Source organism: Comamonas denitrificans, assembly GCF_017368815.1.
GTDB lineage: Bacteria > Pseudomonadota > Gammaproteobacteria > Burkholderiales > Burkholderiaceae_C > Comamonas > Comamonas denitrificans.
Genome location: NZ_JAFNME010000020.1, coordinates 37,800 through 59,005, shown reverse-complemented (window position 1 = coordinate 59,005; position 21,206 = coordinate 37,800). Strand labels below are relative to the sequence as shown.

The following is a 21,206-nucleotide window of genomic DNA, read 5'->3' as shown; positions in this document are numbered from 1 at the left end:
GCAGAGAGATTTGCATTACAGGCTCCTGGTTGATGGCAGGGACTCTATCAACTCCCGCAGCACGGATCGCGCCATAAACAGCGGATAGCGATTTTTATCTATGCAATCGTCCGGGATGCGACAGCTACTCAGTGTTTGGGCAGGCAAAATTTGTTAATCAACTAAACTCTACAGACGTTACGGCTGAGTTGAGTAAGACCGATTCCTTCCCTGAGCCGATTGGTTGTTATGTGATTTTCACAACGGCAAATCGCCATACCAGCATAAATCATCATCAGTTCCATGGCACTCAACACAAAAGGCTGGATGGATCGATTTTTCCGGTTCACGTGGTCTATTGGGGTGAAATTTCTGATATTAGTTTTATCCCACAAGATGTCTGTAAGAGAATTTTCCCATCAGCATTTCAAGTTGCCAGGAGCGCATTAACGCCTCAGCAGATGGCGGATTCCATAGCCACACTTCAAAATATTGTTCCTTCATATTTCAGGTCTGACTTTCTCGACTGGCTCGAAACATGGGACTTTTCATGTGGTTACATTCCATCTGTGCATTATGACGCCGTGGACAATCTTTACATTGAGTTGGATCGGGTAGGATGGGGAATGAAGGGTGTCAATGATTTTTTATATGCCCAAGGTCGCATTGACTTATCTCGTGCGCTTCCGGCTGGCGATGCCTTCTTTTATGCTCTCACTGAATTTCGAGATTCAATATATAACTACATAGCTTTTGTACGCGGACAGGATGGGCAGGGCTACGTTACATTGCAAGGAATGGATGGGCGCGGCGCAACAGATTTCCCAAAGATTACAGAGCAGTGGAGCATGAGGGCGCGCCATTTGGCCAATATGTATCGCGAGAAAATCCTTGGTCAGCAAATTCAATAAATAAGAAATACTGAATGAGTTGCCTAATGATCTGGTTTCTCTGTCATCACAAGTATTTTTTGAAGCTGCCCGCAGTCAGGCTCACGGCCAGTCCCAGCAAGGCTGCGCTGGGCAGCAGGATCAGCAGTGGATGCACAGAGATCGGCAAGGCCAGGTACGTGACCCACGGCAGCACGGCCAGCGGCATCAGGCTCGCCTTCGCGCGGTGGTAGATGAAGCCGGATTCCCGGCCTGCGCCGAACCGGCGCACGTCCCGCCGCACAAGACCGTCGATCAGGCCGACGAACGCCGCGGTGCAGATCAGCGGCAACGTGAGCACCAGAACCAGCAGGCGCACCAGAAACGTGAGGGTGGTGAAGGCCGCGGCAATCAGGTAGTTCTCGGTCCAGACATAGACCTGGCTGATGTAGTAGCGAAAGTTGCGCCCCCCGTCCTGGATCCTCCCGTGGCTCGGCGCGCGGGCGCGCTCGGCGGTCTGGCTCATGCGCTCCAGCAGCCCGGAGCGAACGAATACCCATTCGTAGCCGGTATCCACCAGTTCGTGCGCGGTGCGCCCCGGCTCCTGCACGACGACGCTGCGCGTGAAGTGGCTGGACAGGTGCCCCAGTTCGTACTGCAACATCTGCTGCGAGTGCCGCCAGCCCTGGTCCTTCCAGAACAGGTGCATGCCGACGCACTCCACGACGATCGAGAACAGCAGCGAGCCGATCAGCACCCCGAGCAGCCGGAACGGCAAGGTGATGGTGCCGACGATCAGGCCCTGGCGCTGGTTCTGCTCCCGTTGTGCAGTCGAGGCGGCGTCCTTCATGGCGAGGCCTTGTTGCCGGTGTCCTCGTCGGTGGCAATGGCCACCGCGGGAGGTTCGGCCGCAGCGGCGTCATCCAGCAGGTCGTCGGGCAGGCCCGTGTCCTGCAAGGCGGGGGAACTGGTGAACTCCCACCACTGCGTCGCTTCGCTGTAGCTCTGGCGCATGTACCCGGCCAGTTGCTGCAAGTCTGCCGGCATCACTTCGTCCGGGTCCGGCGCCGGCAGCGGCATGCGCACTTTCCAAAGCTGGCCGCCCTGCAGCAACGCGAAGCACTGGCCTTTCGGCAGGCCGACGACGTGCGACGGCTCGATCATCGGCACGCTGGACATGCTGATGCGGTCCTGAGTGTTCGACGTGAAATCCGTCGCCCCGCGAATGTCCGAGCTGTCGGTCGCGCCGCTGACGATGGTGGTCGTATAGACCTCGACCTTCGGCAATTGCCGGGTCAGCAGTTCGGCGGTCGCGGTCTCGCGCACGCGCAGCATGAACAGGTTGTTGAAATTCCCGATCACCTGGCCTGCCTTCGCGCGGTTGCCGATGCGGGCCTCGATGTCCGACAGGGTCTGCGTGTACGCAGTGACTTGCAGGCCGGCACCGCCGCCCTTGTTGATCAGCGGGATGAACTCGTCGCCCATCAATTCGTTGAACTCGTCGGCATGGACGTTGATCGGCACGCGCGCACCGGCCGATGCGCCCGGCAGGCCATCGTCGATCCCATGCTTGTAGATATGCCCGGCGACCGACACGAGATCGCTGAACATCGAGTTGCCGACCGCGGTGGCGACCTCGGCGTCGGAGAGCGCATCCAGGCCCACATAGACGATGGCCCTCTTACGGATGATCTGCATCCAGTCGAAGATCGGGCGCGGGTCGGCCAGGTCGGAGTAGTTCGGGGCCAGGAGCTGCGCGATCTTGCCGCTAGTGAGCTTCTCCAGCAGCGGCAGCAGCGATGCGACGATCTTGTCGAAGTACGTCTTGTCGTAGCGAACCGCCGAGCGCAGGCCATCCAGCACCGGGTCGTAGTTGCGCGCCTGCGAGAGGTACTGCTCCAGCGCCACCACGCGCTTCTCGCGCCCGATCATGTTGCGCGGGATGTTCTTCTCGTTGAGCTTGGCCTCGATCTGGACGATCACCTCCCAGGCCCTGGGCTCGGTCTTGGCGAAGTAATGCTGGGCGTACTCGATGAACAGCGCGTCGATGTTGATGACGTGCCGTTGGATCAGCATGTAGTCGGGCCGCTGTCCCAGCTCCACCAGGGCGCGGGCAATGATGTTGACGAACCGCCACGCAAACTCTCGGAAGGCGGCCGAGTTGCCTTCACCGGAAAGCTGCCCCGCAACGCGGGTGGCGACTTCCGATATACGCCCGAATCGCCCCACGGCGTTGTAGCGCGCGGAGATGTCCGGCCATCCCAGGTGGAAGACGTAGAACTCGCCTTCGCGGCCGGCGCGCTTAGCCTCGACGTACATCCGCTTCAGGAGATCGGCATCGCCCTTGGGGTCAATGACGATCACCACCTCGTGCTCGCCCGCGGCGTTCACGCGCCGGATGTCCTGGGTCACGAATAGTTCGGCCAGCCGGGTCTTGCCGACGCGCGTCGTGCCCAGCACCAGCGAGTGGCCGACGCGCTCGCCCAGCGGCAGGCTGACGTCCATCTCCTCGGGTTCGATGCCGTGCAGGCGCGGCAGGCCGCCCACAGGCGGCAACGGCCGCACCGGGTTGAAAGGTACGTCCCAGCCGGTGAGTTTCGACAGCCGGGACAGCGGGAACGGCGCGTACTCCAGCCGTTCTTCCAGCCGTCGCGCCAGCCGGTAGGCTGGTGTGGGCTCGACGTAGCGGCGGAACTCCGGCCGGTACGTTTGCATGAGCCTATGGGTGTGCTTCTGCTCCCACAGGAACCCGCGCCCCACGAACAGCCGCTGCTGGCTGACCGGCACGTCCTTGCTGGTCATCACGTAGCGCGGCAGGCGGCGGATGTTGCGCCGGTAGCGCAGGATGACGCGGGCATCGCGGTAGCGGATGGCACCGTAGGCGCCGAACGCCAGCGCGCTGCCGACGCCCATGGACGGGCTCAGCGCGAGCGACCATGGGGCCACCAGGGACAGAAACGCGGCGCCCGCGCATGCGGCAACGGTGTATAGCTCCACCGCTGGGCGAAGCAGTACCTCGACCGGCTGTTTCCCCGACATGGCTTCATTGCTCGATGCCGGTGGCTGTGATCAGCACCGGGTAGTGCCGCAGGCCCAGGCGCTCGGCCAGGTCGTCGCCGGACATGGGCGCGAGGGGTACGCCGGGCACCAGGGTGCGCAGCCGCGCCAGGCCCTGCACGGTCTCGACGTTGACCACCAGACCGACCGCGCCGCGCTCGCGCAGCGCGGCTGCCTGGCTGCGCAGCCAGGCCCGAGATGCCTCGTCGTCGCCGACGACAACGAAAGGCCGCAGACCCGGAGCCTCGATGACACGCCGCGGGACGGTGCCGGGGGTGAGCTTGGCGCTGCGCACCGGCAGCATCGCGGCCTCGTCCGCCGGCGTGGCGGGAACCTGGGGCGTCGGGATCGGCGGCCGGGCCGGTGCGTTGGTGCGCGGCTGGAGGTTCAGGGCTTCGTAGTACGGCAGCGCCGACGCGCCGCCGCGGTCTTCGACCACGATCAGCGGCTCGCCGGCAAGCGAGGCCAGCGGCAGACCCGCCAGCAGTACGAGCAGGCCACGCAAGGCCAGATGGGATGTCGTCATGGGGATGTCTCCTTGCGTGCGGCGAGAACCGCGGCGGTTGGGCGTGCGCCCTGCACCCGGGCGAGGTGGCGCGACACGCTGCGCCGGTAGCGGGCGGCGGGCTCGCCACCCGCGGGGCGGTGGTAGCGGCCCATCGCCAGCAACCAGTCCTCGCCGGGGGCGTGTTGCTCGCGCAGGATCTCGGCAGCGATGGCGAGATTCCGGTACGGGTCGAGCAGGTCGCAGGCGCTGGCGTAGCGCTGCTGGTGGTAGCCGAGGTTGATCTGGCCCAGGCCCGCGTCGATGCGCGTGTGCGGCGTGGAGCGCATCGCCTGCTGCAAACCCGCGCAGGCATCGGCGCGGGTCGCATAGCGGCGTGATTGGCCGGCGACGTTGAGGGACCACGGCCACGGGACGATGCGTCCGTTACGGCGGATGCCACTCTCCTGCAAGGCCACGGCGTAGAGCACCGTCGAGGGGATGCCTGCGCGCTGCGCGGCGAGCTGGTAGGCCGGTGGCGGAACCTCCTGGGCTTGGGCGACGCAGGCGCATAGGCCAGCGGCGAGCACCAGTGTGCGCAGGGGGGCGGCTATGGCTGGCGCTGCCATTGGCCGTTCACCTCGCGCACGACCGCCGGCAGGTCGCCGGGTACCCCCAAGGTCAACCAGCGGCCGCCGTCGTGGTTGAGCGTGATGCTGCCGCTGCGCACGCGCGCCGGATCGACGTTCGCGCGCTTGGCCCAATCGCGGATGCGCGCGTCGTCCTGGCGGCTGCCGACCATGTACAGGTCGAATTCGGCGCCCGAGGATTGCAGGCGCTGCACGAGCTGGCCGCAGGCCACGCAGTTATCTTTCACGAACACTGCCGTGCGGCCGGAGCCGCGCGTGGCCCCGGCGACCGGCTTGTCGTCCGGCAGGTTCACCCGCTGCATCCCGGGGTTCAGGCGCTGCCAGGCCTCGTCATAGGCCCGCTGATAAGCGAGCAGTTTCTCCACGCGGCGCGCTTCGACCTGCACCTGCAGCTCGGCGTAGCGTCGCCGTTCCTCTTCGGTACGCGCCTCGATGCCCAGGGCCGACAGCGGGTCCAGGTTGGGCGAATAGATGCCCAGTGGACCGTCCATCAGTTCGCGATAGCGCGCCCACTCCTGAGGTTGAAGGCCCCAGTCGCTCGCCACCCGGTCGTCCAGAATGCGGGCGACCAGCGGGCGTTCCTGACTCTGCGCATTGCGGGCGGGAGCCGTGGCGGATTGCTGCGCCCACGCGGGCAACTGGGTGGACGCCAGCAGAAGCGCGGAAAGGATGATCGACGGCTTCATGTGGTGTGCTCCGTTCAGGGGATCGCCACGTGGCGGGTCTGGTCGCCGGCCTGGAACACCGCAGTGCTGCCCTCGACGGCCTGCAAGCGCCACGGGCCGACCGCATCGCCGGGTAGCAGCACCTGAAGCTGGTCGGGCGTGAAGTCGCCATTGCTCGGCGCGACGGACACGCTGCGCTCGCCGGCACGCAGTTCGGCACCGACGATGCGGAACGGGAGCGGCGTCGGTTCGGGCTTGGCGGTGGGCTTGTTCCTGGTGCGCGGCTGGGCGGGTGCAGCGGCGCGCGCAGCGGTCTGCCGCGCCTTGATTTGCTCGACTTCGGCGCGCAGTGCCTGAAGGTCGTCGGCGGAGGCATAGGCGCTCAGCGATTTCTCGACCTGGGCCGCGCGTGCTTCCAGGATTTGGCGGGTGTCTTTGAGGTCTGCCGCCGTGGCGACGGCTGGACGCTGCTGGATGGCCTCGACGGTCTCGGCCAGGCCTGTTGCCTGCGCTTCGAGGCGTTGCAGGCGGGAATCGAGGCGCTCCTGGTCGGCCTGGTCGTTCATCGTCTGGTAGCCGAGGGCAACGAGGACACTGAGGCCGATCAGCCAGAGCCACATCAGGCTCTGCACCACCACGGCGGCCGTTGAACGATGGGCGGGCTGCGGGGCGTTCATGGCTGGCCTCCCGATGCCGCGGGCGCCAGCGGGAACGTCTGCACCGCCTCGGTGGCAGGCGGCGCGGGTACGTTGTCGGCGGTCATGCTGTCGCCGGGCCGCTCGAAGCAGATTTGCCGCGCGCGGTCATCCGCGTGCAGTTCCCAGGCCGAACCAGCCAGGGTGAGCAGCGCATCCCGCAGGGTCATGGGGCCGAGGTGCAGGTGGGCCGCCGGCAGCGGCAGTGCGTACAGCTCGATCACCGCGTGCGTCGTCTGGCACAAGCCGTAACCGCTGCGCTTGAGCACATGCCGTAGCCCGTCGCCGACCGTAGCGCGTGCATCCTCGGGCATCGACACGTCGATGGTCTGCAACAGCAGGTCGCGCTGCGCTGCTGTCGGTGCCAGTTCCACGAGGGTGTAGCGGCCGTAGCGCACAACGGGGATGTATTCGGGCGCCTCGGGTACGGGTGCGGCCGAGACTTCCTCGATGGTGTCGGGCGCGACCGGCGCGCTCGTCGTCGCGCAGCCGCCAGCCAGCACCGACCAAAGCAGGCCGAGAAAACCCGCCAGCAGACGGCGTTCGGGATGGTGAAACCAAGGTGGAGAGGGGCACATGGCGCGTCGTCCTGAAACATCGAGCCCTCACCATCGCCGCTCGGGCCACGAGCGGCAGCAAACAATGCGAACCAGGCAGCGCCCGATTTCCCGGCAGCCTCCCTCCAAAGGAAAAGGCCCCCGAAGGGGCCTGTGAAAACGCATCGGGCTTCGCCCGATCAATCCCGAGCCAGCTTCAGGCCGGGATCGACCCGTGCCAGTTGGGTGTGCGACCAGCAGCGCACGAACTGCCCGTTCTCGCCGAGCGGCCGGTTCGCCACCGCCGCCGAATACTCGTCAGTGTCGCTGGTGTCGTAGCAGATGACCTTGATCTCGCCGCTGTCGCAGCGGATGGAGTGGATCTGGCCGTCGGTCATATCGACCACGACGACCTGCGGAACGAGGCCAAGTTCGCGGGCGGCCGACAGGATGGGGCCATATTCGGCGGCGTCGAAGCAGATGAACGGCCCTTCGTACCGGGCCTCTTCGGCCAGGTCCCTGGCCTTGTCGTAGTGGATACCCAGGTCGTATTCCTCCTGGGTGATCCTGACCTTGAAGACCGGCACGTTGGGGCTACCGGAGGCACCGATGCAGACGACCGCGACTTGCATCTCGATCTCACCGCCGTCGGCAGGTTCGGTCGAGGGGATGACGGCTCGGCCCGTGGGGGCGTCGTCTTCCATGCCCATGCGCTCGCGCATTTCGTCGATGAAATCCTCGGGGGCCATCAGGCCATAGCTCGCCAGGCGCAAGGGAATGTCCTCTGCACAGAGGTTGCCGTCCCCGATGCGTTGCTGCATGAAGGCGGCGATCTCGGCTTCGAGCGCATCGCTGTTAGTCGCCGAGGGCAACTCGGTCACCTCGATCGACCAAACATCCACCTTCGCGGCGGTCTCATCGATTAGCAACCTCTCGCCGATGGCGCGGACCCACATGCGTTGCAGCCGTGCCAGTATTTCCGACGCGGCCTCGCCGTTGAGCAAACAGGTCACGTCCAGCGTCAGGCGGGCCTTCACGTTTTCGGGCGTGGATTGGGTATGGGTGTTCATGGAAATCTCCTTGGAATGAAAAATGCGCAGCCACGTCCACGGAGACCGTGGGCGTGGCTGCAAGGTGGGAACAATGGAAAGCCGGCGGCGCGAGGCCGGCGTTGGCGTGGGGATCAGGCGGCGACCAGTTGCCGGGCCAGCGCGACCTCGACGGAATCACCGTCCTGGTTGAGCACATCCAGGCCCGATTCGGGCACGTCGCCCGAGGTGGACTGCGAGACCATGATCTTCTTGGCCATCAGCTCCAGGCAGGTCATCTGCGAGGAACCGGCGTAGCCGAGGTAGATCACGCGCACCGGCTGTTTCTGTCCGATGCGCCAGGAGCGGCGTGCCGCCTGCTGGAGCGAGTACACGTTGTAGCCCGACTGCATGAAAACGATCGTCGGGAAGTCCAACAGGTCCAAGCCCGTCTTGACCAGCTCGGGGTTGGTGATGAGCACGTCGATGCCACGGTCCAGTTGCTCGGCGATCCAGTCCTCGCGGCGGCTGGCGTCCACGCTTGCGCGCAGCACCGCCACCCGAAAACCTTCCTGCTCCAGCAGCACCTTCAAGCGCGACGTGGTGTCGCGCGTGCCGGTATAGACCGTGTAGGCCAGGACCTTGCGGCCCTGCGCCTTCTCTTCTTTGCAGATGTCGATCAGCTCGCGCTCTTTCGGCGTCACCTCAAACTCGTTGAACTGAGCCGGGACGAACGCCAAGGTGTTGCGCGTGCGCGGATGCACCACGGTTTCCGACCGGAAGCAGCAGTCCGGCCAGGCCAGCAGCACGTTGAGCACCACACCCAGCAGCGTCGTATCGCGTCGCGCCAGAGCCTGTTTCAGCTCCGCGGTCAGCCGACCCGCCAGGTCGCGGTAGGCCGCGGCTTGCGCCGTGTCCATTGCGACTTCACGGAACTCCTCGTCATACGGCGGCAGGACGTTGCCGCCGATGTCCTTGAGCTTGAGGAAGATCGTGAACGGCAGGATGCACCGCAAGACCCCTTTCGGCCCGAAGCCGGGAGCCTTGACCGTGCGCACCGATACCTTGGTGCCCCTGGCCGTCTTGTGCGCCGTGCCGGTGCTTTCGGAGTAGATGTCCTTGAGGACCCCGTGGTCCCTCATGAACGCCATGGCCGCCGAGGTCATGCTGCCGCTCGTGGTCGGGCGGTAGCCGTCTTCGATCATCCGCCCAGGCAGGGCTCGGAACAGCAGGTAGAACAGGTCGTCCCCGTAGCCGCCCATCAGCGTGCCTGTCAGCAGCAAGGTCTTGCGAGCCTTCGCCGCCAGCACGCCCATGGCCTGGCCCTGGGCACTGCCACCGTTCTTGTACTCGTGGGCCTCGTCCGCGATGCACAGGTCGAACGTGCCTTGAGGCAGGTAGCGCTTGATGAACTCGGACGGCTGGTAGCCGCCTTCGCCGAAGCCGAACTCCATGTTCGCCATCGCTCTTTCCATGCGATGCGCCTGGCGGTCAGAGAAGACCAGTTCGCCGTTGCCGTCCATGAGGTTGATGAACTCATGGATGTTGTCGCCCAGCATCGACGCGAGGAAGCCTTCGCCGAACTTCTGCATCAGCTTCTGCGCGGTGACTTCCCCGATCGTCGGGATGCGCTTGAGGGCTTTCAGCACGGCCGAGGACTGGTCGCTGCCGGACAGGCTGCGCGGGCGGATCAGCGTCCACAGGGGGGCGGCGCAATGGCTGCACTTCCTGCGGTATTCCTCGGCTTGGAGCGCGACCGGATTGACCGGCTCGCCGTCGAGGTCGGTGATGACCGTGCCGCAGTCCGGGCACGCCGCCACGTTGCCGTGACGGGTGCGCCGCTGGGTGAAGACGGGCTTCCAGTGGAACCCCATCCGCATCCTGACCCGGCCCAAGACGAAGAACTCCTGGCCCGTGGGCTGGACATTCAACTGCTCGCGCAGCTTGATGAGCTTGATGAGCGTGTCCGGCCCGTTGAGCACCCACACCTTGGCGCCTGCCACCGTCTCCTGGATCTCGCGCCGCCACTTGTAAACAAGGTGCGGCGGCGAAAGAACCAGGGTGCGGCGATAGCCTTCGGCGTTGAGCACGGCGGCCGTGGCGATGCCGACGGTCGTCTTGCCGCAGCCCATTTCGCCATTGACGATCGCGGCGCGTTCGCCACGGTCGATCAGCAGCTCGGCGGCGGCGTGGACGACTTCGGCCTGGGCCGGAAACAGCTTGCGCTTGAGGCTGGCGACGACGAGTTGCCGGTGCGCCTGCGGCTGGCCGTTATAGACCGGCGGGTTCGCGCTGTTGAGGGCGTCGAGCAGTTCGTCGCCGAACTCGCCGACGAAATCCTGAAGGCTCAGGGTCAGAGGGGAAGATTCCGCATCGAGCAGTTCGCCCTGTACGGGCGCGGCTTCAGCGGCAGTGGTTTCGAGATCGAGGGACATGGTGATGCTCCAAAGAAAATGGGGCATGCACCACCCCCGCGGGGCGATGGCATGCCCCGTGGTGGGATGAAGAGACGGCAGGCGGCCGTCGTCTGGGAGAGATCAGTACTCGCTGGGCAGTAGCAGCGTGGTCACGCTGCGATCCCATTCGGTGATAATCCAAAGCTGCAGGCCGGGTGCGACCTGGTAGGAAGAGAAAAGGCGGTCCTCGCCGGACTCCAGCGCGGCATCGTTCTGCCGCTTGTCGTAGTCGTCGAGGTCGCCCCAGTCGCCATTGAGGTGGCGGTGCAGATACGGCACCGGGTTGAGCCGGCCCTGCTGGACCAGGGCGTCAACGCCACAGGTCACGACGGTCTCGCCAGGGAAGAAGCGCCGGCTCGATGCTTGGCCGATGGGAAGTGCTTGGGCTGCCATGGAAAGGCTCCTTGAAGATGAAGGGGCCACGGCGCCCCCTCGGGGCGACTGGACCCCGGTGGGTGGAGGAAGCCGACGGTGACCGTCAGCGGTAGAGAAGCGATCAGCGGATGGTCAACACCTCGCCCCGCGTGGCGGAGCCGGGCGTCATGTCCCACGCGCGGATGACGGGCACGAACTTGTCGGTGAGGATGCGGGTCTCGGCGATGGAGCCGTCTTCGCGTTCGGTGAATTCCCGCTGGAGCGTCTTGTCCTTGTGGGTGTCACCTTTGACGACGAGCACGCGCCCGGTCTTGGAGCGCACAACCCCCGAGATCGCGCCCGCGGCCAGAGCCAGGGCGAGATGCCAGTGGGACAAGGCACGCGCCGGTGGACGCAGCGACTGCTGCGCGGCCCCCAGGTGCGTGTCCTGCGACGGCCAGAGGCCTTGCAGCCGGCCGACTTCATCGGCGAACTGCTCTGGCTCCATCGTCACGCGGAAGAAATGCTCCGGCTCGGCCGGACTGGCGGGGACGATGTACGGCAGGAACGGCCATTCGCTCGGCAGTTCCTCGGCTTCGACTTCACCAAGCCCGATCTGCAGCAGCAGATTGCGCACGGCCTTGAGACCATCGGGTGCCAGCTCGCGCTGGCGCACCCTGCGGCCGAAGATCACCACCTGCTTGAACTGCGTTTCCACCGCTCGGTAGATGCGTAGGTCCGTGTAGTGGCGTGTCAGCCAGCCGACCAGCTCGGCGTCGAGCACGTAGCCAGGGACGATGAAGACCAGCACGCCGCCATACTGCAATAGCGAGAGGCTGCGCTGATAGAAGAGCTTCTCGAAGCGGGCACGGCCCTGGCCCTGATAGCCGATGTTGCCGTTGACGTCCTTGGACAGATCGCCATACGGTGGGTTGAGCCAGAGCAGCCCGAACGACTGCTTTGAGATCATCGTGTCCATCAGGTCCGCGTGCAGGCAATGATCGACCAGGCCGCGGGCATGGCGTGCCCGCTCCGCGTCGAACTCGACGGCGAACGCCTTGGCTTGCTCGCGCCCGAGAGCATGAGCGGCTTCGGCGATCGCCACGCCTTCGCCGGCGCAGGGATCGAGGATGCACATCGGGCCATCGCTGGGCATCAGTGCGTTGAGGGCTCTTTCGAGCGTGGGTTCGTCGGTCGGGTAGTACCCGTTCTTGGAGAAATTGCGGGCGAGCCGCGGGAACATGAGGGCCATGGAAGTCTCCTGGTTGGCGGGGATGAAGTGCGAAAGCACGCCTTGGCGTGCTCTCGCGGGCGGGTCAAGCCGCTACCGCTTCCGGCGTCCAAATCTTGGCCGGATACGGATAGGCGGTGAGCACGTCACTGCGGATCAGGGAGCCCAGCGCCAGGGTCAGCGCCGGCACGTCGATGGCGAGCCGATGGCCTTCCAGCGACCCGAGGGCGAACGGAAGACGGGCCAGCATCTCGCGGGTCTGTAGCAGCTCCAGCACGGTTTCGCGCCAGTGGTCGAGCAGCGGCAGTGGGCAGGTGTCCCGCACCAGCATCCACAGGCGGTCAAGCCGGTGGGCGCTGCCCTTGGGCAGCAATGCCAGTGCGCTGGCGTTGGCCTTGTCGGGCTTGACGCAGCGGCGGTCGAACAGCCACACGTTGGACAGCGAACCGAACAGCGTTCGCCGGTAGGCGCGGGTCATGCGCTTTTCCAGACGATCGACGTTGCTGACGAACACCGGGACGCTGCCGCCCTGGTCGGTGATGACGTGGAACTGGTCCAGGCCCTGTTCGTCGCGCCCGAGGGTCAGACGAGCGAGGAACTGCTGGACGGCGGTGTCGCGCGCCCAGATCGACAGGAAGATCAGATTGCCCTGGTCATCGCCGACGCAAGCATCGGCCATCACGTCGGAGCATTCGTCGATGCGATACAGCGTGGTGGAAGAAGTGTTTTCGGGCATGGTGGTGTCCTCGGATGAACGGGAACAGCACCGCCCGCTGGGGCAAGTACTGCCCCAGGGGGTGGAAGAAAGCCGCTCAGTCCGGCTCGAACTGCCGGGTGTGCGGGTTGAAGTGAAGCGCCTCATCTACCGAAGTGATTGGCGTGAAGCCCTCCAGGTAGATGTTGTTGAGGTACTGGTCGCGGTGGGTCAGTGCCTGCCGTGCCTGTGCCTCGGTGAGGCCGTTGCTGATGAAGTACTCCAGCATTTCCTCGTCGGAAGAAACTTCGTCGTTGGACAAACTCCCTTCAACGAGCTTCAACAGCGAGGGCGGAAGCGCAGCCAGGATCGGGTCCATGTCGGTTCCTCCTGGCTCAGGCCATCAGCGCTGCGGTGGGTGCCGCAGGTGCCGTGGGTGTGCGCCGCCGCGCGTGGTAGGCGCGAACGCCTGCACGCCAGTCGGCGGACTGCTCTGGTGCGAGGTCCAGATAGGACAGCGGGCACGTGTAGTAGTACGGGTGCATGGACTCGTCCAGTGGCTTGTAGCCCCACTGGTCGCCGCTGCGTTCGAGAAGATCGCAGCGGATGTAGCGCAGGGATTGGCCTGGCGCCAGATGACGATGCACGCCTTCGACCTTGGCCGTCACTTCCGTGACGGACCACAGGACGTTGCCGCGCAGCGCGTGGGCGATGACCTTGACGCTGGCGCGCTCGGTCTCTTGCGGTGCGATCAGTTCCGCGATCAGTTCAGACCGCGATTGGGGGGAGAAATACCAGCCCATGAAAGGCCTCCTGAAGAATCGAGCCGGAGGCCTCCCCGTGGGGGAGAGCCCCCAGCGGGTGATGGAATGCCGCGCGTGCGGCGATGGAGTCCGGTGCGGACTAGGAGCCGCAACCGGCTGGGCAGTAGCCCAGTTCGATGCCATGGGAGCAGTAGCCGTTCGCAGCGTTCCACTCCTGCGTTTCCTGCCGTTCGGCAGGGGTTGCGTAGTCCCATTCCTGGGTCGCGATTTCCAGGGCCTGAGCCCGCTGGGTTTCCGGCAACCGACTGGCTTGCGCGTCGATCTCCGAACTGAAAAGCGTGACCCAGTGATCCCAGGACAGGCCGCAACCACGCTGGGCGTGCTCGGCGGCCGTCTTGCAGACAGCGCGCCACGCGGGTTCGTCCAGCGTGCAATGAGGTGCATCGCAAGCGATGGTGGACATGATGGAGACCTCCAGAAGAAAGTCGGAGCCTCCCCCGCATGGGGAAGGAACCCCGGCGGATGGATCAAGAACACCGCGGATGCGGCGTCTGCGATCACGCAGGTTGCAGTTCGGCCTGGCGGCTCCACTCCTGCGTCTTGAAGTCCAGCGCGTAGCCCAGTTCACCCAGGCGGGCGATCTGCGCGCGCAGGGTGCGGCGGTCGATGGTCGAATCCAGTTTCACGGACTCTCCCAGCGGCCAGAGCAGCCCGAACAGCGCGGCGTCGCCATCTTCGGTGCTGCCGGGGGCAGCAGCCGCAGCGGGCGGCGGGGCATCCACACCAAAAGGCGTGGTATCGATCAGCGGGTCCGCGGACGCCTGCACGGATGCGGGCTTGGCGGGTCTGGATGCCTTGGCGGGCTTGGCCGGCGTTGACGCAGGCTGCGCGCCCAGTTCTTCATCGAGCGGATCGACTTCCTGGGTGGTGAAGCTGCGTGCCTCGTCACGGCTCAGTTTGTCGATGCCGTTGAGCGTCATCCCGTCCAGGTTGGCACGGATCTCGAACCGCATGCCGTCGCCGACGGGATAGGACTTCGGGAAGATGTAGCGGATGACGAACTCCCCGTCGTACTTGCCTTCGGGGTACTGCTCCAGCTCCGCATCCTTCACCGCGAACTTGCCGATGGGGGTGACAAGTCGGCCGACGTTGAAAGGGCCGTTTCTTCCGCGGATCGTGCGCAGCGTGAGTTGGCCTGGGACGGTGATGGGCGAACCCGATTGGTCGGGCGCCGATGTGACTGCCATGATGGTTCTCCTTGGGGAATAGGAAAAAGGCAAGGCCCCGTGAGGGGCCATGCCGGATCAGAACGAAGCAGCCAATGCCGGCTCCTGCTCCTCGACTTCACCTGCGGGCTCGCGCACGGCGGGCTCGACAGGCTGGTCGGCAGCGGTGTCGGCGGCAACCTCGGCTTCGGGCGCGGGTGCGTCCTCGGCTTGCGGCGCCTCGGCTTGCGCCTGGCTCGTCGGATAGACCTGGGTGCCGTCGATCTTGATGAGACCGATGTGGACCAGCGTCGATTCCAGGCTCGCTCCCGGTTCCCCGGCGCGCTCGCCCTTGGTGCGGATGTACGGATCGATCTTCATGTCGTTCAGACGGAAGGCGATCAGCACCTTGCGGTCCCCTTCGATGGCCTGCACGCACCGGCGAACCAGGTGCTCGGCTTCAGGGGTGGCGACGATGGTGTCGAAGTACCGATATTCCGGTTCACCGACAGGTCCGGCCAGCGCCGCGACGCAGCACGACAGGAACGGATCGCCATCCTTGGGGGAGACGTCCTTCGGGCGGCTGAGGTAGCCGATGCCGCGGGTGATCAGCTCGTGCAGCTTGATCGAAGCCAGTTCGGCCCGGTCAAGCGGCTCGGCCTTCAGCAGTCGCGCCTTCAGAGACGCGGCGGCCTGGCCCTTGTGCTCACCCTTGTCGCGGATGTACGCATCGCCCCAGAGGTCGCCGAGGCGGAAGCGCACCAGCGGCCGCTGCTTGGGATCGTCAACGCCGATGTAGCGCTCGACCAGTTTCTTGGCCTCGGCACCCGAGACCTTGACGTCGAAGTAGCGGTAGCTGGGGTCCTTGGCGGAGCCGACCAGCGCGGCGATGGTGCATGCCAGGAAGGGCTGCGCACGGCGGCCGCCCCGGACGGGAACCTCGCGGACACGCTGGATGTAGCCGATGCCCGAGGTGTGGAGGTCGAAATACGATTTCTCGTTGGACGTGGTGCTCATGGTGAATCTCCATTGGGATGAAGCGGAGACACACCGGCCCCACGCATGCGGGGAAAGGTGCGTAACCCCGCGGTGGGTTGATAAGGCGAAAGCATCCGCCACCAGGACTGGTGGCCGCTCGCGGATGGATGCGGTGCGAGCTGGCTCGGTCACGCAGTGGAAACTGCGCGGCAACCTCGAAGACCGATGGTTGCCTGGCATGTCGCTGACAACGTCAGCAGGCATGGGGGCAGCATGGACGGGCTTCGCGCGCGCGGCAGTAATCAATCGGCATCCGGACGCTTCCCTTTGTCCATGCCGCCAGCGCCGCAAAAAAAGAAGCCCCCATGAAGGGGGCCGTGAGGGGACAGTGGTATTCGCACTACATCGATGGCACCACCTCCAGCGACAGGTGCGTCGTGGTGGCGGATAGCATCAGATCGTCCATGCCGCGCAGGATGCGGGCGAAGACGCCTTCCTTCGGATCGAAGAACTCGCCGAAGTCGTCGCCACCCAGCTCGGCACGCGCCAGTTCCCACCAGCCGTCAAACGGGTCGGTATCCGGGTTGCAGCCGACGGCATAGGCCAGCAGCTTCACGCGGCCATCGGGACGGCGCTCTCCCTGCTCGGCGAGGAAGTACACGCCCTGGTCCTTGGCGAGGACGACGCGGCATTGGTTGGCAACGGCCTCGGCCAGCACGGGGCGCAGGTCGGAACCTTTGAATCGCAGTGACATGGTTGATCTCCTGAAGAAAAAGGCCCTCCACCCGAATGGATGGAAGGCCTATGGGGGCAAGTCGCCGGTAGGCTGCGGTCAGCCGTAGCGCCGCTTGGTTGCCTTGGCGTCGATGACGCTCACGTCGATCAGACGCCAGTGCCCGTCGTCGATAAGCCGCTCCAGCACTTCACCGAGCATGTCGAAATACACCTCGTCGTGCCGATCGACCAGTTCGCCGTCGCGGCTCAGTTCCACCGCGTAGGTGTCGCCGCCGCGGTCGTAGAGGATCGTCACCTGGCCCTCGAACTTCGAGGTCGAAACCGAGAAGCTGATCGCCGGGGGTGTCTCGATGATCTTGGACGGCTTCGGATCGACCCAGGTGAAGTCGCGGGCACCCGCATCGACCAGCATGTGGGTGATGCGCCGGAACCCATCGGGAGCCGGCATTTCCTCCAACTGCTGGATGAGCTGTCCCAGTTCCATGCACTGCGGCTCGGGGATGGGCAGCTTGGCAGGCGCGGAGCCGAGGATGTGCCTGGTGATGGTGTAGGGAACACCGTCCGCGGTCTTCTCGGTGATTACTTCCGGGGTGTCCGCGCGCAGGCCGTCGAAGCGGCGGCGGGCATACGGTTGGACATGCACCTTGGCGCCTTCGCTGGGAAGGGTGGTCACCAGGTGGGGGTCGAGCACCGCGAACTCGCTGGGCTTGAGCTTGACGACGATGGCGTCGTCGCTGGCCGCGACCACCTTGCCGTCGAAGGGCTGGGGGTCGATGGCGAAGCCCAGCGTCGAGGACTGCGGCTGATCATCGAACACGCGATACTTGAACGACCGCACGTTGCGGGGCACATGGCCTGCGACAAGCGAAGGCATCATGGATTTGATGAGGGAACGGTCCATGGGAATCTCCTTGAGGAAGAACAAGGGATTCCCCGCCCGCAAGGGAGAGGTCCCTTGTGGGTGGATGGACGCGGTGCGTCCGTAGGAAGAAACAACCAGCGCGGTTTCCCGTGCTTGCAGCCTCGAAGGTCTCGGCTGCCTGGGCATGTGTCGGCAACGCCGACGAACATGGGGGCAAGGATGGCCCTGGGCCGGGCTACCCGCCCGCATGAAACGGCACTGCGCCGCACCCGGTTTCCCGCGCTGGGGACAAGAAAAAGGCCCCTCGAAAGGGGCTGGTTGGATCAGGCTTGGTACACGAAGTAGTGTTCGCGCTGACGCGGGAAGAACACATGCTTCCACGTGTCGCCGCCGGTGTTGCCACCGTCGAAGACGACCATCTCGTAGTCGTCAATGTCGGTGTCCACCAAGTCGGCGCCGGCGATATGGCGCATGTGCAGCGTGCCGTGCGTGCGCTCGAATACCAGGATCTGGCCGATGGCGTCGTCCTGGCTCATGGCGTTGACGCAGGCTCCGAGCTGGTGCTCGAAGTCCGGTGCGCGCGAAATGAGGTTGGGGAACATGAGGTTGCTCCTATGAAAATGGACCAGCCCGACTCTTGGGGGAGACGGGCTGGCATGAGGGGACAAAGAGGAAGACCCGCGTGTCGCGCGGCTGCTAGCCCTCGGCCAGCGGCAGGCCCAGCAACGCGGGTGCGTCTGCATCGAGGATGAGGATGCGCACATCGGCCTGGCCAGCCAGTTCAAGGATGTTCGCCAGGTCGTCCGGCATGCCCTTGTTCCGGTGCTCCTGTCGAAGCTGCTCGGCGGTGATGCCCTCGGCGTGCTCCAGGTTCTGGTCCGTCCAGGGCGTGGAAATCAGCTTGACGCCGATCGCCGGGCTGTACGGCACACGGAAGGCGATGAACAACATGGCCTCCGGCGTGGCGATGTCCGCCAGGCCGGCGAGGTAGTGCCAGCTATCGACCGTGATGTGCTCACGGCTGATTTCCCAGCACCGGCTGTAGTAGCCGGTCTCGAAACTCAGGCGCTGCATCGCTTCCCGCGCGGCCTCGGCCGAATAGGCGTCACCGACGTGGACTGGGCGGCCGTCGAAGTCCTCGCCATGGATGGCATAGACCACGGCACCGATCACACCTTCGCCGCTGACGCCTTCACCGGCATCGCATTCGGCCAGTACCTCGGCGTTCACGGCTTCGCGGCCATCGCTGACCACGGCGAAATCGTTGGCGACGATGCAGGACGATGAAACCAGTTCCTCGTCGGAGAGGTGTTGCTGGCTCGCGTGGATGTTGCGCCAGACATGCGGGCTTCCGTCCTCGTAGCTGATGCACAGCGTGCGGACGATTTTCAGATTCCAGTAGCCACGGTGAAAGGGATTGGGTTTCTGGGACATTGGGAACTCTCCAGATTGAATAATGGAGCCAATTCCCGCCACCGGGAATTGGACCCGGTGGGTTGAAAATGGAAAATGCGTCAGGCGGCGCTGATCGTTGGCATCTGGGCCAGTCGGTCGGCGACGCGACGGCGCACATTCAGGCGGAACTGCTCGTCGTTGATGCCTGCGAGCAGGTTGGCGGCCTCCAGCGCGATCAATGCCGAGGCCTCTTCGATGTCGGCGGACAGGATCGTCTTGCGCAGTTGGTCGCCGAGTTGGAGCGCCTGCGAGGACGTTCTGAAGACCTGGACCTCGCGGCTCAGGTAGCAGCCGTTGCCGCCGAACTCGAACAGCCTCGGCCTGCTGCAATGCCAGCAGCCTTCGAACTGGATGGCGGTCAGGCGATGGCCGTCATCGAAGCAGGAAGCGATCAGAAGCAAGGCTTCCAGGTCGGCGCTGTCCTCGAACTTGTGGTGCTCGATCAGGTTCTCCAGCTCCGCGTCCTGCTCGGCACCGAAGTGCGCGGCCAGCCGTTCGAGCAGAGGTGGAATCGACAACTCTTCGTCGTCGGGCATGGGGATGCCGAGTTGTGCGGCCAGGTCTTCCAGGCCGTCCAGCACATCCGTCCAGCGCGGATCATTGGTCTCGGCGATCTGGGCGATGTAGGCCTGCCCGTTGCCGGGATGGCCTTCGTTCAGCGCGAAGGCGCCGAACAGCGCCTTGATGACGGGGGTGACACGCTCCAGCACGAGAACGCCCGTGCCTTCGTAGTAGTTGTTCGCCATGGTGGCTCCTTTCGAGAAAGCGGAGCCAGCCCATGCGGACGATGGCATCCGCAGGGTGATGGAGAAGAAATTGAGGGACATGGCCTTTTGGGCGCATGTCCCTCTCGGGGGGAACGAAAGACAGTGGTGTGCCGGAGACCGGCTCACCAACCGTTGTAGTTCACGAGCAGGTCGGCGATGACCTTGCGGCGTTGCAGGTCGAGACCGTCGAAGTCCGACAGCCCGTGGAAGTGGCAGCGCTTGAGCATGGCACCGCCCTCACGCGCGTTGTAGAAGCTGACCATGGCAGACAGGAACATGCGTTCGCCGCTGCTCAGGACGCCGAGGGCGTCGTTGAGCCGCAGCATGTTGGGACGCAGATCCCACTTGCTCTTGGCCTGGTTCAGACCTTCACGGGTGCCGTCGCCGAACCACTCGGGGCCAGCAATCTCGACGCCACGCTTCCATGCCTCGAAAAAGGCTTGAGGCGCGGCGGCGAAATGCTGTTCTTCCCGCATGATCTGATCGACGACTTCCCGCGGCAGTAGCTGGTTCATGACGTGATTCCTCCAGTTTGGATCAAGGAACGGCGAGCTGGGACCAGCCGCCTCTTTCGAGGGCACGTTGAGCCGCGGCATAGCTGCGGAAGTACTCGCGGGATTCCCGCGAAACGGGGCCTTCGGTATCGCGCGTGCCGATGTAGTGGCCGGCGGCGCTTTGCAGGACTTCGAGCGGCAGGAACTTGCCGCAGTAGGTCGAGGCCAATTGCCCGAAGGTTTGGCCGAAAGAGGCTTGCTGGGACATGGATAGGCTCCTTGGAAAAGCGGGGCCTCGTCCCTCACGGGATGGCGGCTCCCGCACGCGGTTGATAAAAGGCATCGACGTCACGAGGACGCGCGTCCGCAGACTTGATGCGATGCGGACTGGTGGGTAACGCGGGAGAGACCCGCGACAGCCTAAAACCCTGGCTGCTGGCATGTGCTGACGAATCAGCGAACATGCGGGCAGCTTCGTGCGCGGACCGCGCTGCGTCAGTTGGAAAATGGCATCCAGCCCAGACCCGATTGATGGGGACCGAAAGAAAGAAGCCCCGCATCGAGTGCGGGGCTGTCAGGAGGGTGCGGTGACGCTGGGTCAGTCGGGCTTGTCGCCCAGGACATACTGCTTCCACAAATCGAATGCCTGCTCGGGTGGAAGCTCGGCCAGGATGACGATGGGCTGGGCCTGCCGGGCGCGCAGCGAAGCGAAGTACGCCTTCCGGTCGGCGATGGCCTTGAGCTTGATGCCCTTGATAAACAGCAGTTTGCCTTCCTTGATGAACAGCACCTTGTTGCCGATGTCGCGGTTGAATGCGGCTCGCACCTTGCGTTCCGCGTGCATGGCGTCGGCCAGCTCATCGACCAGGAAGTCGAGCGTCATGTCGATGTAGTGAGGGTCTTCACTCTCGTGGCCGAGGTCAAGCGGCGCAGGCGGCAGGCCCTTGGCGAAGGCTTCGGCCTGCGCCAGTAGCCCCGCCTTGCCGTTGAGCGCGTGGAGGAACGTCGAGCCACCGTGGCCGTCGTTGCGGGCCTCGGCGATGGGAGTACCGTCGAACACGACGGTTGCGTTGAAGCACAGTGTTTCCTCGCTGGCGAAGTCGGCCACCTTGAGGTTCTTCAGCGTAATGCGGTCTTGCTTGGTGATGTTGTCCATGGGGAAGTCCTGAGATCGACCGGGTGGCGACATGCTCCTGACGGGACGTGGCGGCCATCCCGTGGGTTGGAGAAATGAGGCATCGATGCCCA

The 21,206-nt window shown here is 64.8% G+C and carries 26 protein-coding genes; 1 reads left to right on the top strand and 25 read right to left on the bottom strand.

The window, feature by feature from the left end; genetic code table 11:
* Positions 1-188: 188 nt before the first annotated feature.
* A complete protein-coding gene (locus J1777_RS10025; RefSeq protein ID WP_242700487.1) occupies positions 189-890 on the top strand; it encodes a hypothetical protein in 702 nt (233 codons plus the stop codon).
* A gap of 46 nt (positions 891-936) precedes the next feature.
* Here J1777_RS10025 and J1777_RS10020 read toward each other — a convergent pair whose 3' ends face one another.
* The 25 genes from J1777_RS10020 to J1777_RS09900 form a co-directional block, all read right to left on the bottom strand.
* Complete coding sequence (locus J1777_RS10020) at positions 937-1,698, bottom strand: TIGR03747 family integrating conjugative element membrane protein (protein ID WP_003821103.1); 762 nt, start codon at positions 1,696-1,698, stop codon at positions 937-939.
* Complete coding sequence (gene traD, locus J1777_RS10015; RefSeq protein ID WP_003821101.1) at positions 1,695-3,887, bottom strand: type IV conjugative transfer system coupling protein TraD; 2,193 nt, start codon at positions 3,885-3,887, stop codon at positions 1,695-1,697. Before traD ends, J1777_RS10020 begins: the two co-directional genes overlap by 4 nt.
* A 4-nt stretch (positions 3,888-3,891) precedes the next feature.
* Complete coding sequence (locus J1777_RS10010; RefSeq protein ID WP_003821097.1) at positions 3,892-4,431, bottom strand: integrating conjugative element protein; 540 nt, start codon at positions 4,429-4,431, stop codon at positions 3,892-3,894.
* Positions 4,428-5,018: a transglycosylase SLT domain-containing protein gene (locus J1777_RS10005; protein ID WP_003821096.1), complete on the bottom strand. Its 591-nt coding sequence runs from the start codon at positions 5,016-5,018 to the stop codon at positions 4,428-4,430. Before J1777_RS10005 ends, J1777_RS10010 begins: the two co-directional genes overlap by 4 nt.
* A complete protein-coding gene (locus tag J1777_RS10000) occupies positions 5,000-5,725 on the bottom strand; it encodes a TIGR03759 family integrating conjugative element protein (protein ID WP_003821095.1) in 726 nt (241 codons plus the stop codon). Before J1777_RS10000 ends, J1777_RS10005 begins: the two co-directional genes overlap by 19 nt.
* Positions 5,726-5,739: 14 nt before the next feature.
* On the bottom strand, positions 5,740-6,381 hold the full coding sequence (locus tag J1777_RS09995; RefSeq protein ID WP_003821094.1) for a hypothetical protein: 642 nt from the start codon (positions 6,379-6,381) through the stop codon (positions 5,740-5,742).
* Entirely contained in the window at positions 6,378-6,977 is a 600-nt protein-coding gene (gene pilL2, locus J1777_RS09990) for a PFGI-1 class ICE element type IV pilus protein PilL2 (protein WP_003821093.1), read from the bottom strand. The genes J1777_RS09995 and pilL2 overlap by 4 nt, the downstream gene beginning before the upstream one ends.
* A 158-nt stretch (positions 6,978-7,135) precedes the next feature.
* Positions 7,136-8,005 (bottom strand): hypothetical protein, encoded by an 870-nt coding sequence (locus tag J1777_RS09985; protein WP_003821092.1) that lies wholly within the window; start codon positions 8,003-8,005, stop codon positions 7,136-7,138.
* Positions 8,006-8,118: 113 nt separating this feature from the next.
* A complete protein-coding gene (locus tag J1777_RS09980) occupies positions 8,119-10,398 on the bottom strand; it encodes a helicase-related protein (protein ID WP_021205692.1) in 2,280 nt (759 codons plus the stop codon).
* Positions 10,399-10,500: 102 nt separating this feature from the next.
* On the bottom strand, positions 10,501-10,812 hold the full coding sequence (locus tag J1777_RS09975) for a hypothetical protein (protein WP_003821089.1): 312 nt from the start codon (positions 10,810-10,812) through the stop codon (positions 10,501-10,503).
* A 103-nt stretch (positions 10,813-10,915) separates the two neighbouring features.
* Entirely contained in the window at positions 10,916-12,049 is a 1,134-nt protein-coding gene (locus J1777_RS09970; protein ID WP_255632234.1) for a DUF6094 domain-containing protein, read from the bottom strand.
* Positions 12,050-12,089: 40 nt separating this feature from the next.
* Complete coding sequence (locus J1777_RS09965) at positions 12,090-12,740, bottom strand: hypothetical protein (protein WP_003821087.1); 651 nt, start codon at positions 12,738-12,740, stop codon at positions 12,090-12,092.
* Between the two features lie 76 nt (positions 12,741-12,816).
* Complete coding sequence (locus J1777_RS09960) at positions 12,817-13,077, bottom strand: hypothetical protein (RefSeq protein ID WP_003821086.1); 261 nt, start codon at positions 13,075-13,077, stop codon at positions 12,817-12,819.
* A gap of 16 nt (positions 13,078-13,093) precedes the next feature.
* Positions 13,094-13,501, bottom strand: coding sequence for a hypothetical protein (locus J1777_RS09955; RefSeq protein ID WP_003821084.1), 408 nt, complete (start codon positions 13,499-13,501; stop codon positions 13,094-13,096).
* A gap of 100 nt (positions 13,502-13,601) precedes the next feature.
* The gene (locus J1777_RS09950; protein WP_003821078.1) at positions 13,602-13,925 is read right to left on the bottom strand and encodes a hypothetical protein; all 324 of its coding nucleotides are present in this window, start codon (positions 13,923-13,925) and stop codon (positions 13,602-13,604) included.
* A gap of 94 nt (positions 13,926-14,019) precedes the next feature.
* On the bottom strand, positions 14,020-14,709 hold the full coding sequence (locus J1777_RS09945; RefSeq protein ID WP_003821074.1) for a DUF3275 family protein: 690 nt from the start codon (positions 14,707-14,709) through the stop codon (positions 14,020-14,022).
* Between the two features lie 57 nt (positions 14,710-14,766).
* A complete protein-coding gene (locus tag J1777_RS09940) occupies positions 14,767-15,684 on the bottom strand; it encodes a DUF3577 domain-containing protein (protein WP_031692692.1) in 918 nt (305 codons plus the stop codon).
* A 361-nt stretch (positions 15,685-16,045) separates the two neighbouring features.
* Entirely contained in the window at positions 16,046-16,399 is a 354-nt protein-coding gene (locus tag J1777_RS09935) for a DUF3085 domain-containing protein (RefSeq protein ID WP_003821070.1), read from the bottom strand.
* Between the two features lie 78 nt (positions 16,400-16,477).
* On the bottom strand, positions 16,478-17,281 hold the full coding sequence (locus J1777_RS09930; protein WP_003821069.1) for a hypothetical protein: 804 nt from the start codon (positions 17,279-17,281) through the stop codon (positions 16,478-16,480).
* A gap of 284 nt (positions 17,282-17,565) precedes the next feature.
* The gene (locus tag J1777_RS09925) at positions 17,566-17,844 is read right to left on the bottom strand and encodes a hypothetical protein (RefSeq protein WP_003821068.1); all 279 of its coding nucleotides are present in this window, start codon (positions 17,842-17,844) and stop codon (positions 17,566-17,568) included.
* Positions 17,845-17,938: 94 nt separating this feature from the next.
* Complete coding sequence (locus J1777_RS09920; protein ID WP_003821067.1) at positions 17,939-18,676, bottom strand: DUF5983 family protein; 738 nt, start codon at positions 18,674-18,676, stop codon at positions 17,939-17,941.
* Positions 18,677-18,756: 80 nt separating this feature from the next.
* Positions 18,757-19,443, bottom strand: a complete 687-nt coding sequence (locus tag J1777_RS09915) for a hypothetical protein (RefSeq protein WP_003821066.1) — start codon at positions 19,441-19,443, stop codon at positions 18,757-18,759.
* A gap of 143 nt (positions 19,444-19,586) precedes the next feature.
* A complete protein-coding gene (locus tag J1777_RS09910) occupies positions 19,587-19,979 on the bottom strand; it encodes a hypothetical protein (protein WP_003821065.1) in 393 nt (130 codons plus the stop codon).
* Positions 19,980-20,001: 22 nt separating this feature from the next.
* Entirely contained in the window at positions 20,002-20,226 is a 225-nt protein-coding gene (locus J1777_RS09905) for a hypothetical protein (RefSeq protein WP_033470933.1), read from the bottom strand.
* A 330-nt stretch (positions 20,227-20,556) separates the two neighbouring features.
* On the bottom strand, positions 20,557-21,114 hold the full coding sequence (locus J1777_RS09900; protein ID WP_033470935.1) for a hypothetical protein: 558 nt from the start codon (positions 21,112-21,114) through the stop codon (positions 20,557-20,559).
* Positions 21,115-21,206 lie beyond the last annotated feature (92 nt).

Bases quoted from the DNA above. Each gene is read 5' to 3' on its own strand.
- J1777_RS10020 (WP_003821103.1), bottom strand. From the start codon at position 1,698: ATGAAGGACGCCGCCTCGACTGCACAACGGGAGCAGAACCAGCGCCAG.
- traD (WP_003821101.1), bottom strand. From the start codon at position 3,887: ATGTCGGGGAAACAGCCGGTCGAGGTACTGCTTCGCCCAGCGGTGGAG.
- J1777_RS10010 (WP_003821097.1), bottom strand. From the start codon at position 4,431: ATGACGACATCCCATCTGGCCTTGCGTGGCCTGCTCGTACTGCTGGCG.
- J1777_RS10005 (WP_003821096.1), bottom strand. From the start codon at position 5,018: ATGGCAGCGCCAGCCATAGCCGCCCCCCTGCGCACACTGGTGCTCGCC.
- J1777_RS10000 (WP_003821095.1), bottom strand. From the start codon at position 5,725: ATGAAGCCGTCGATCATCCTTTCCGCGCTTCTGCTGGCGTCCACCCAG.
- J1777_RS09995 (WP_003821094.1), bottom strand. From the start codon at position 6,381: ATGAACGCCCCGCAGCCCGCCCATCGTTCAACGGCCGCCGTGGTGGTG.
- pilL2 (WP_003821093.1), bottom strand. From the start codon at position 6,977: ATGTGCCCCTCTCCACCTTGGTTTCACCATCCCGAACGCCGTCTGCTG.
- J1777_RS09985 (WP_003821092.1), bottom strand. From the start codon at position 8,005: ATGAACACCCATACCCAATCCACGCCCGAAAACGTGAAGGCCCGCCTG.
- J1777_RS09980 (WP_021205692.1), bottom strand. From the start codon at position 10,398: ATGTCCCTCGATCTCGAAACCACTGCCGCTGAAGCCGCGCCCGTACAG.
- J1777_RS09975 (WP_003821089.1), bottom strand. From the start codon at position 10,812: ATGGCAGCCCAAGCACTTCCCATCGGCCAAGCATCGAGCCGGCGCTTC.
- J1777_RS09965 (WP_003821087.1), bottom strand. From the start codon at position 12,740: ATGCCCGAAAACACTTCTTCCACCACGCTGTATCGCATCGACGAATGC.
- J1777_RS09960 (WP_003821086.1), bottom strand. From the start codon at position 13,077: ATGGACCCGATCCTGGCTGCGCTTCCGCCCTCGCTGTTGAAGCTCGTT.
- J1777_RS09955 (WP_003821084.1), bottom strand. From the start codon at position 13,501: ATGGGCTGGTATTTCTCCCCCCAATCGCGGTCTGAACTGATCGCGGAA.
- J1777_RS09950 (WP_003821078.1), bottom strand. From the start codon at position 13,925: ATGTCCACCATCGCTTGCGATGCACCTCATTGCACGCTGGACGAACCC.
- J1777_RS09945 (WP_003821074.1), bottom strand. From the start codon at position 14,709: ATGGCAGTCACATCGGCGCCCGACCAATCGGGTTCGCCCATCACCGTC.
- J1777_RS09940 (WP_031692692.1), bottom strand. From the start codon at position 15,684: ATGAGCACCACGTCCAACGAGAAATCGTATTTCGACCTCCACACCTCG.
- J1777_RS09935 (WP_003821070.1), bottom strand. From the start codon at position 16,399: ATGTCACTGCGATTCAAAGGTTCCGACCTGCGCCCCGTGCTGGCCGAG.
- J1777_RS09930 (WP_003821069.1), bottom strand. From the start codon at position 17,281: ATGGACCGTTCCCTCATCAAATCCATGATGCCTTCGCTTGTCGCAGGC.
- J1777_RS09925 (WP_003821068.1), bottom strand. From the start codon at position 17,844: ATGTTCCCCAACCTCATTTCGCGCGCACCGGACTTCGAGCACCAGCTC.
- J1777_RS09920 (WP_003821067.1), bottom strand. From the start codon at position 18,676: ATGTCCCAGAAACCCAATCCCTTTCACCGTGGCTACTGGAATCTGAAA.
- J1777_RS09915 (WP_003821066.1), bottom strand. From the start codon at position 19,443: ATGGCGAACAACTACTACGAAGGCACGGGCGTTCTCGTGCTGGAGCGT.
- J1777_RS09910 (WP_003821065.1), bottom strand. From the start codon at position 19,979: ATGAACCAGCTACTGCCGCGGGAAGTCGTCGATCAGATCATGCGGGAA.
- J1777_RS09905 (WP_033470933.1), bottom strand. From the start codon at position 20,226: ATGTCCCAGCAAGCCTCTTTCGGCCAAACCTTCGGGCAATTGGCCTCG.
- J1777_RS09900 (WP_033470935.1), bottom strand. From the start codon at position 21,114: ATGGACAACATCACCAAGCAAGACCGCATTACGCTGAAGAACCTCAAG.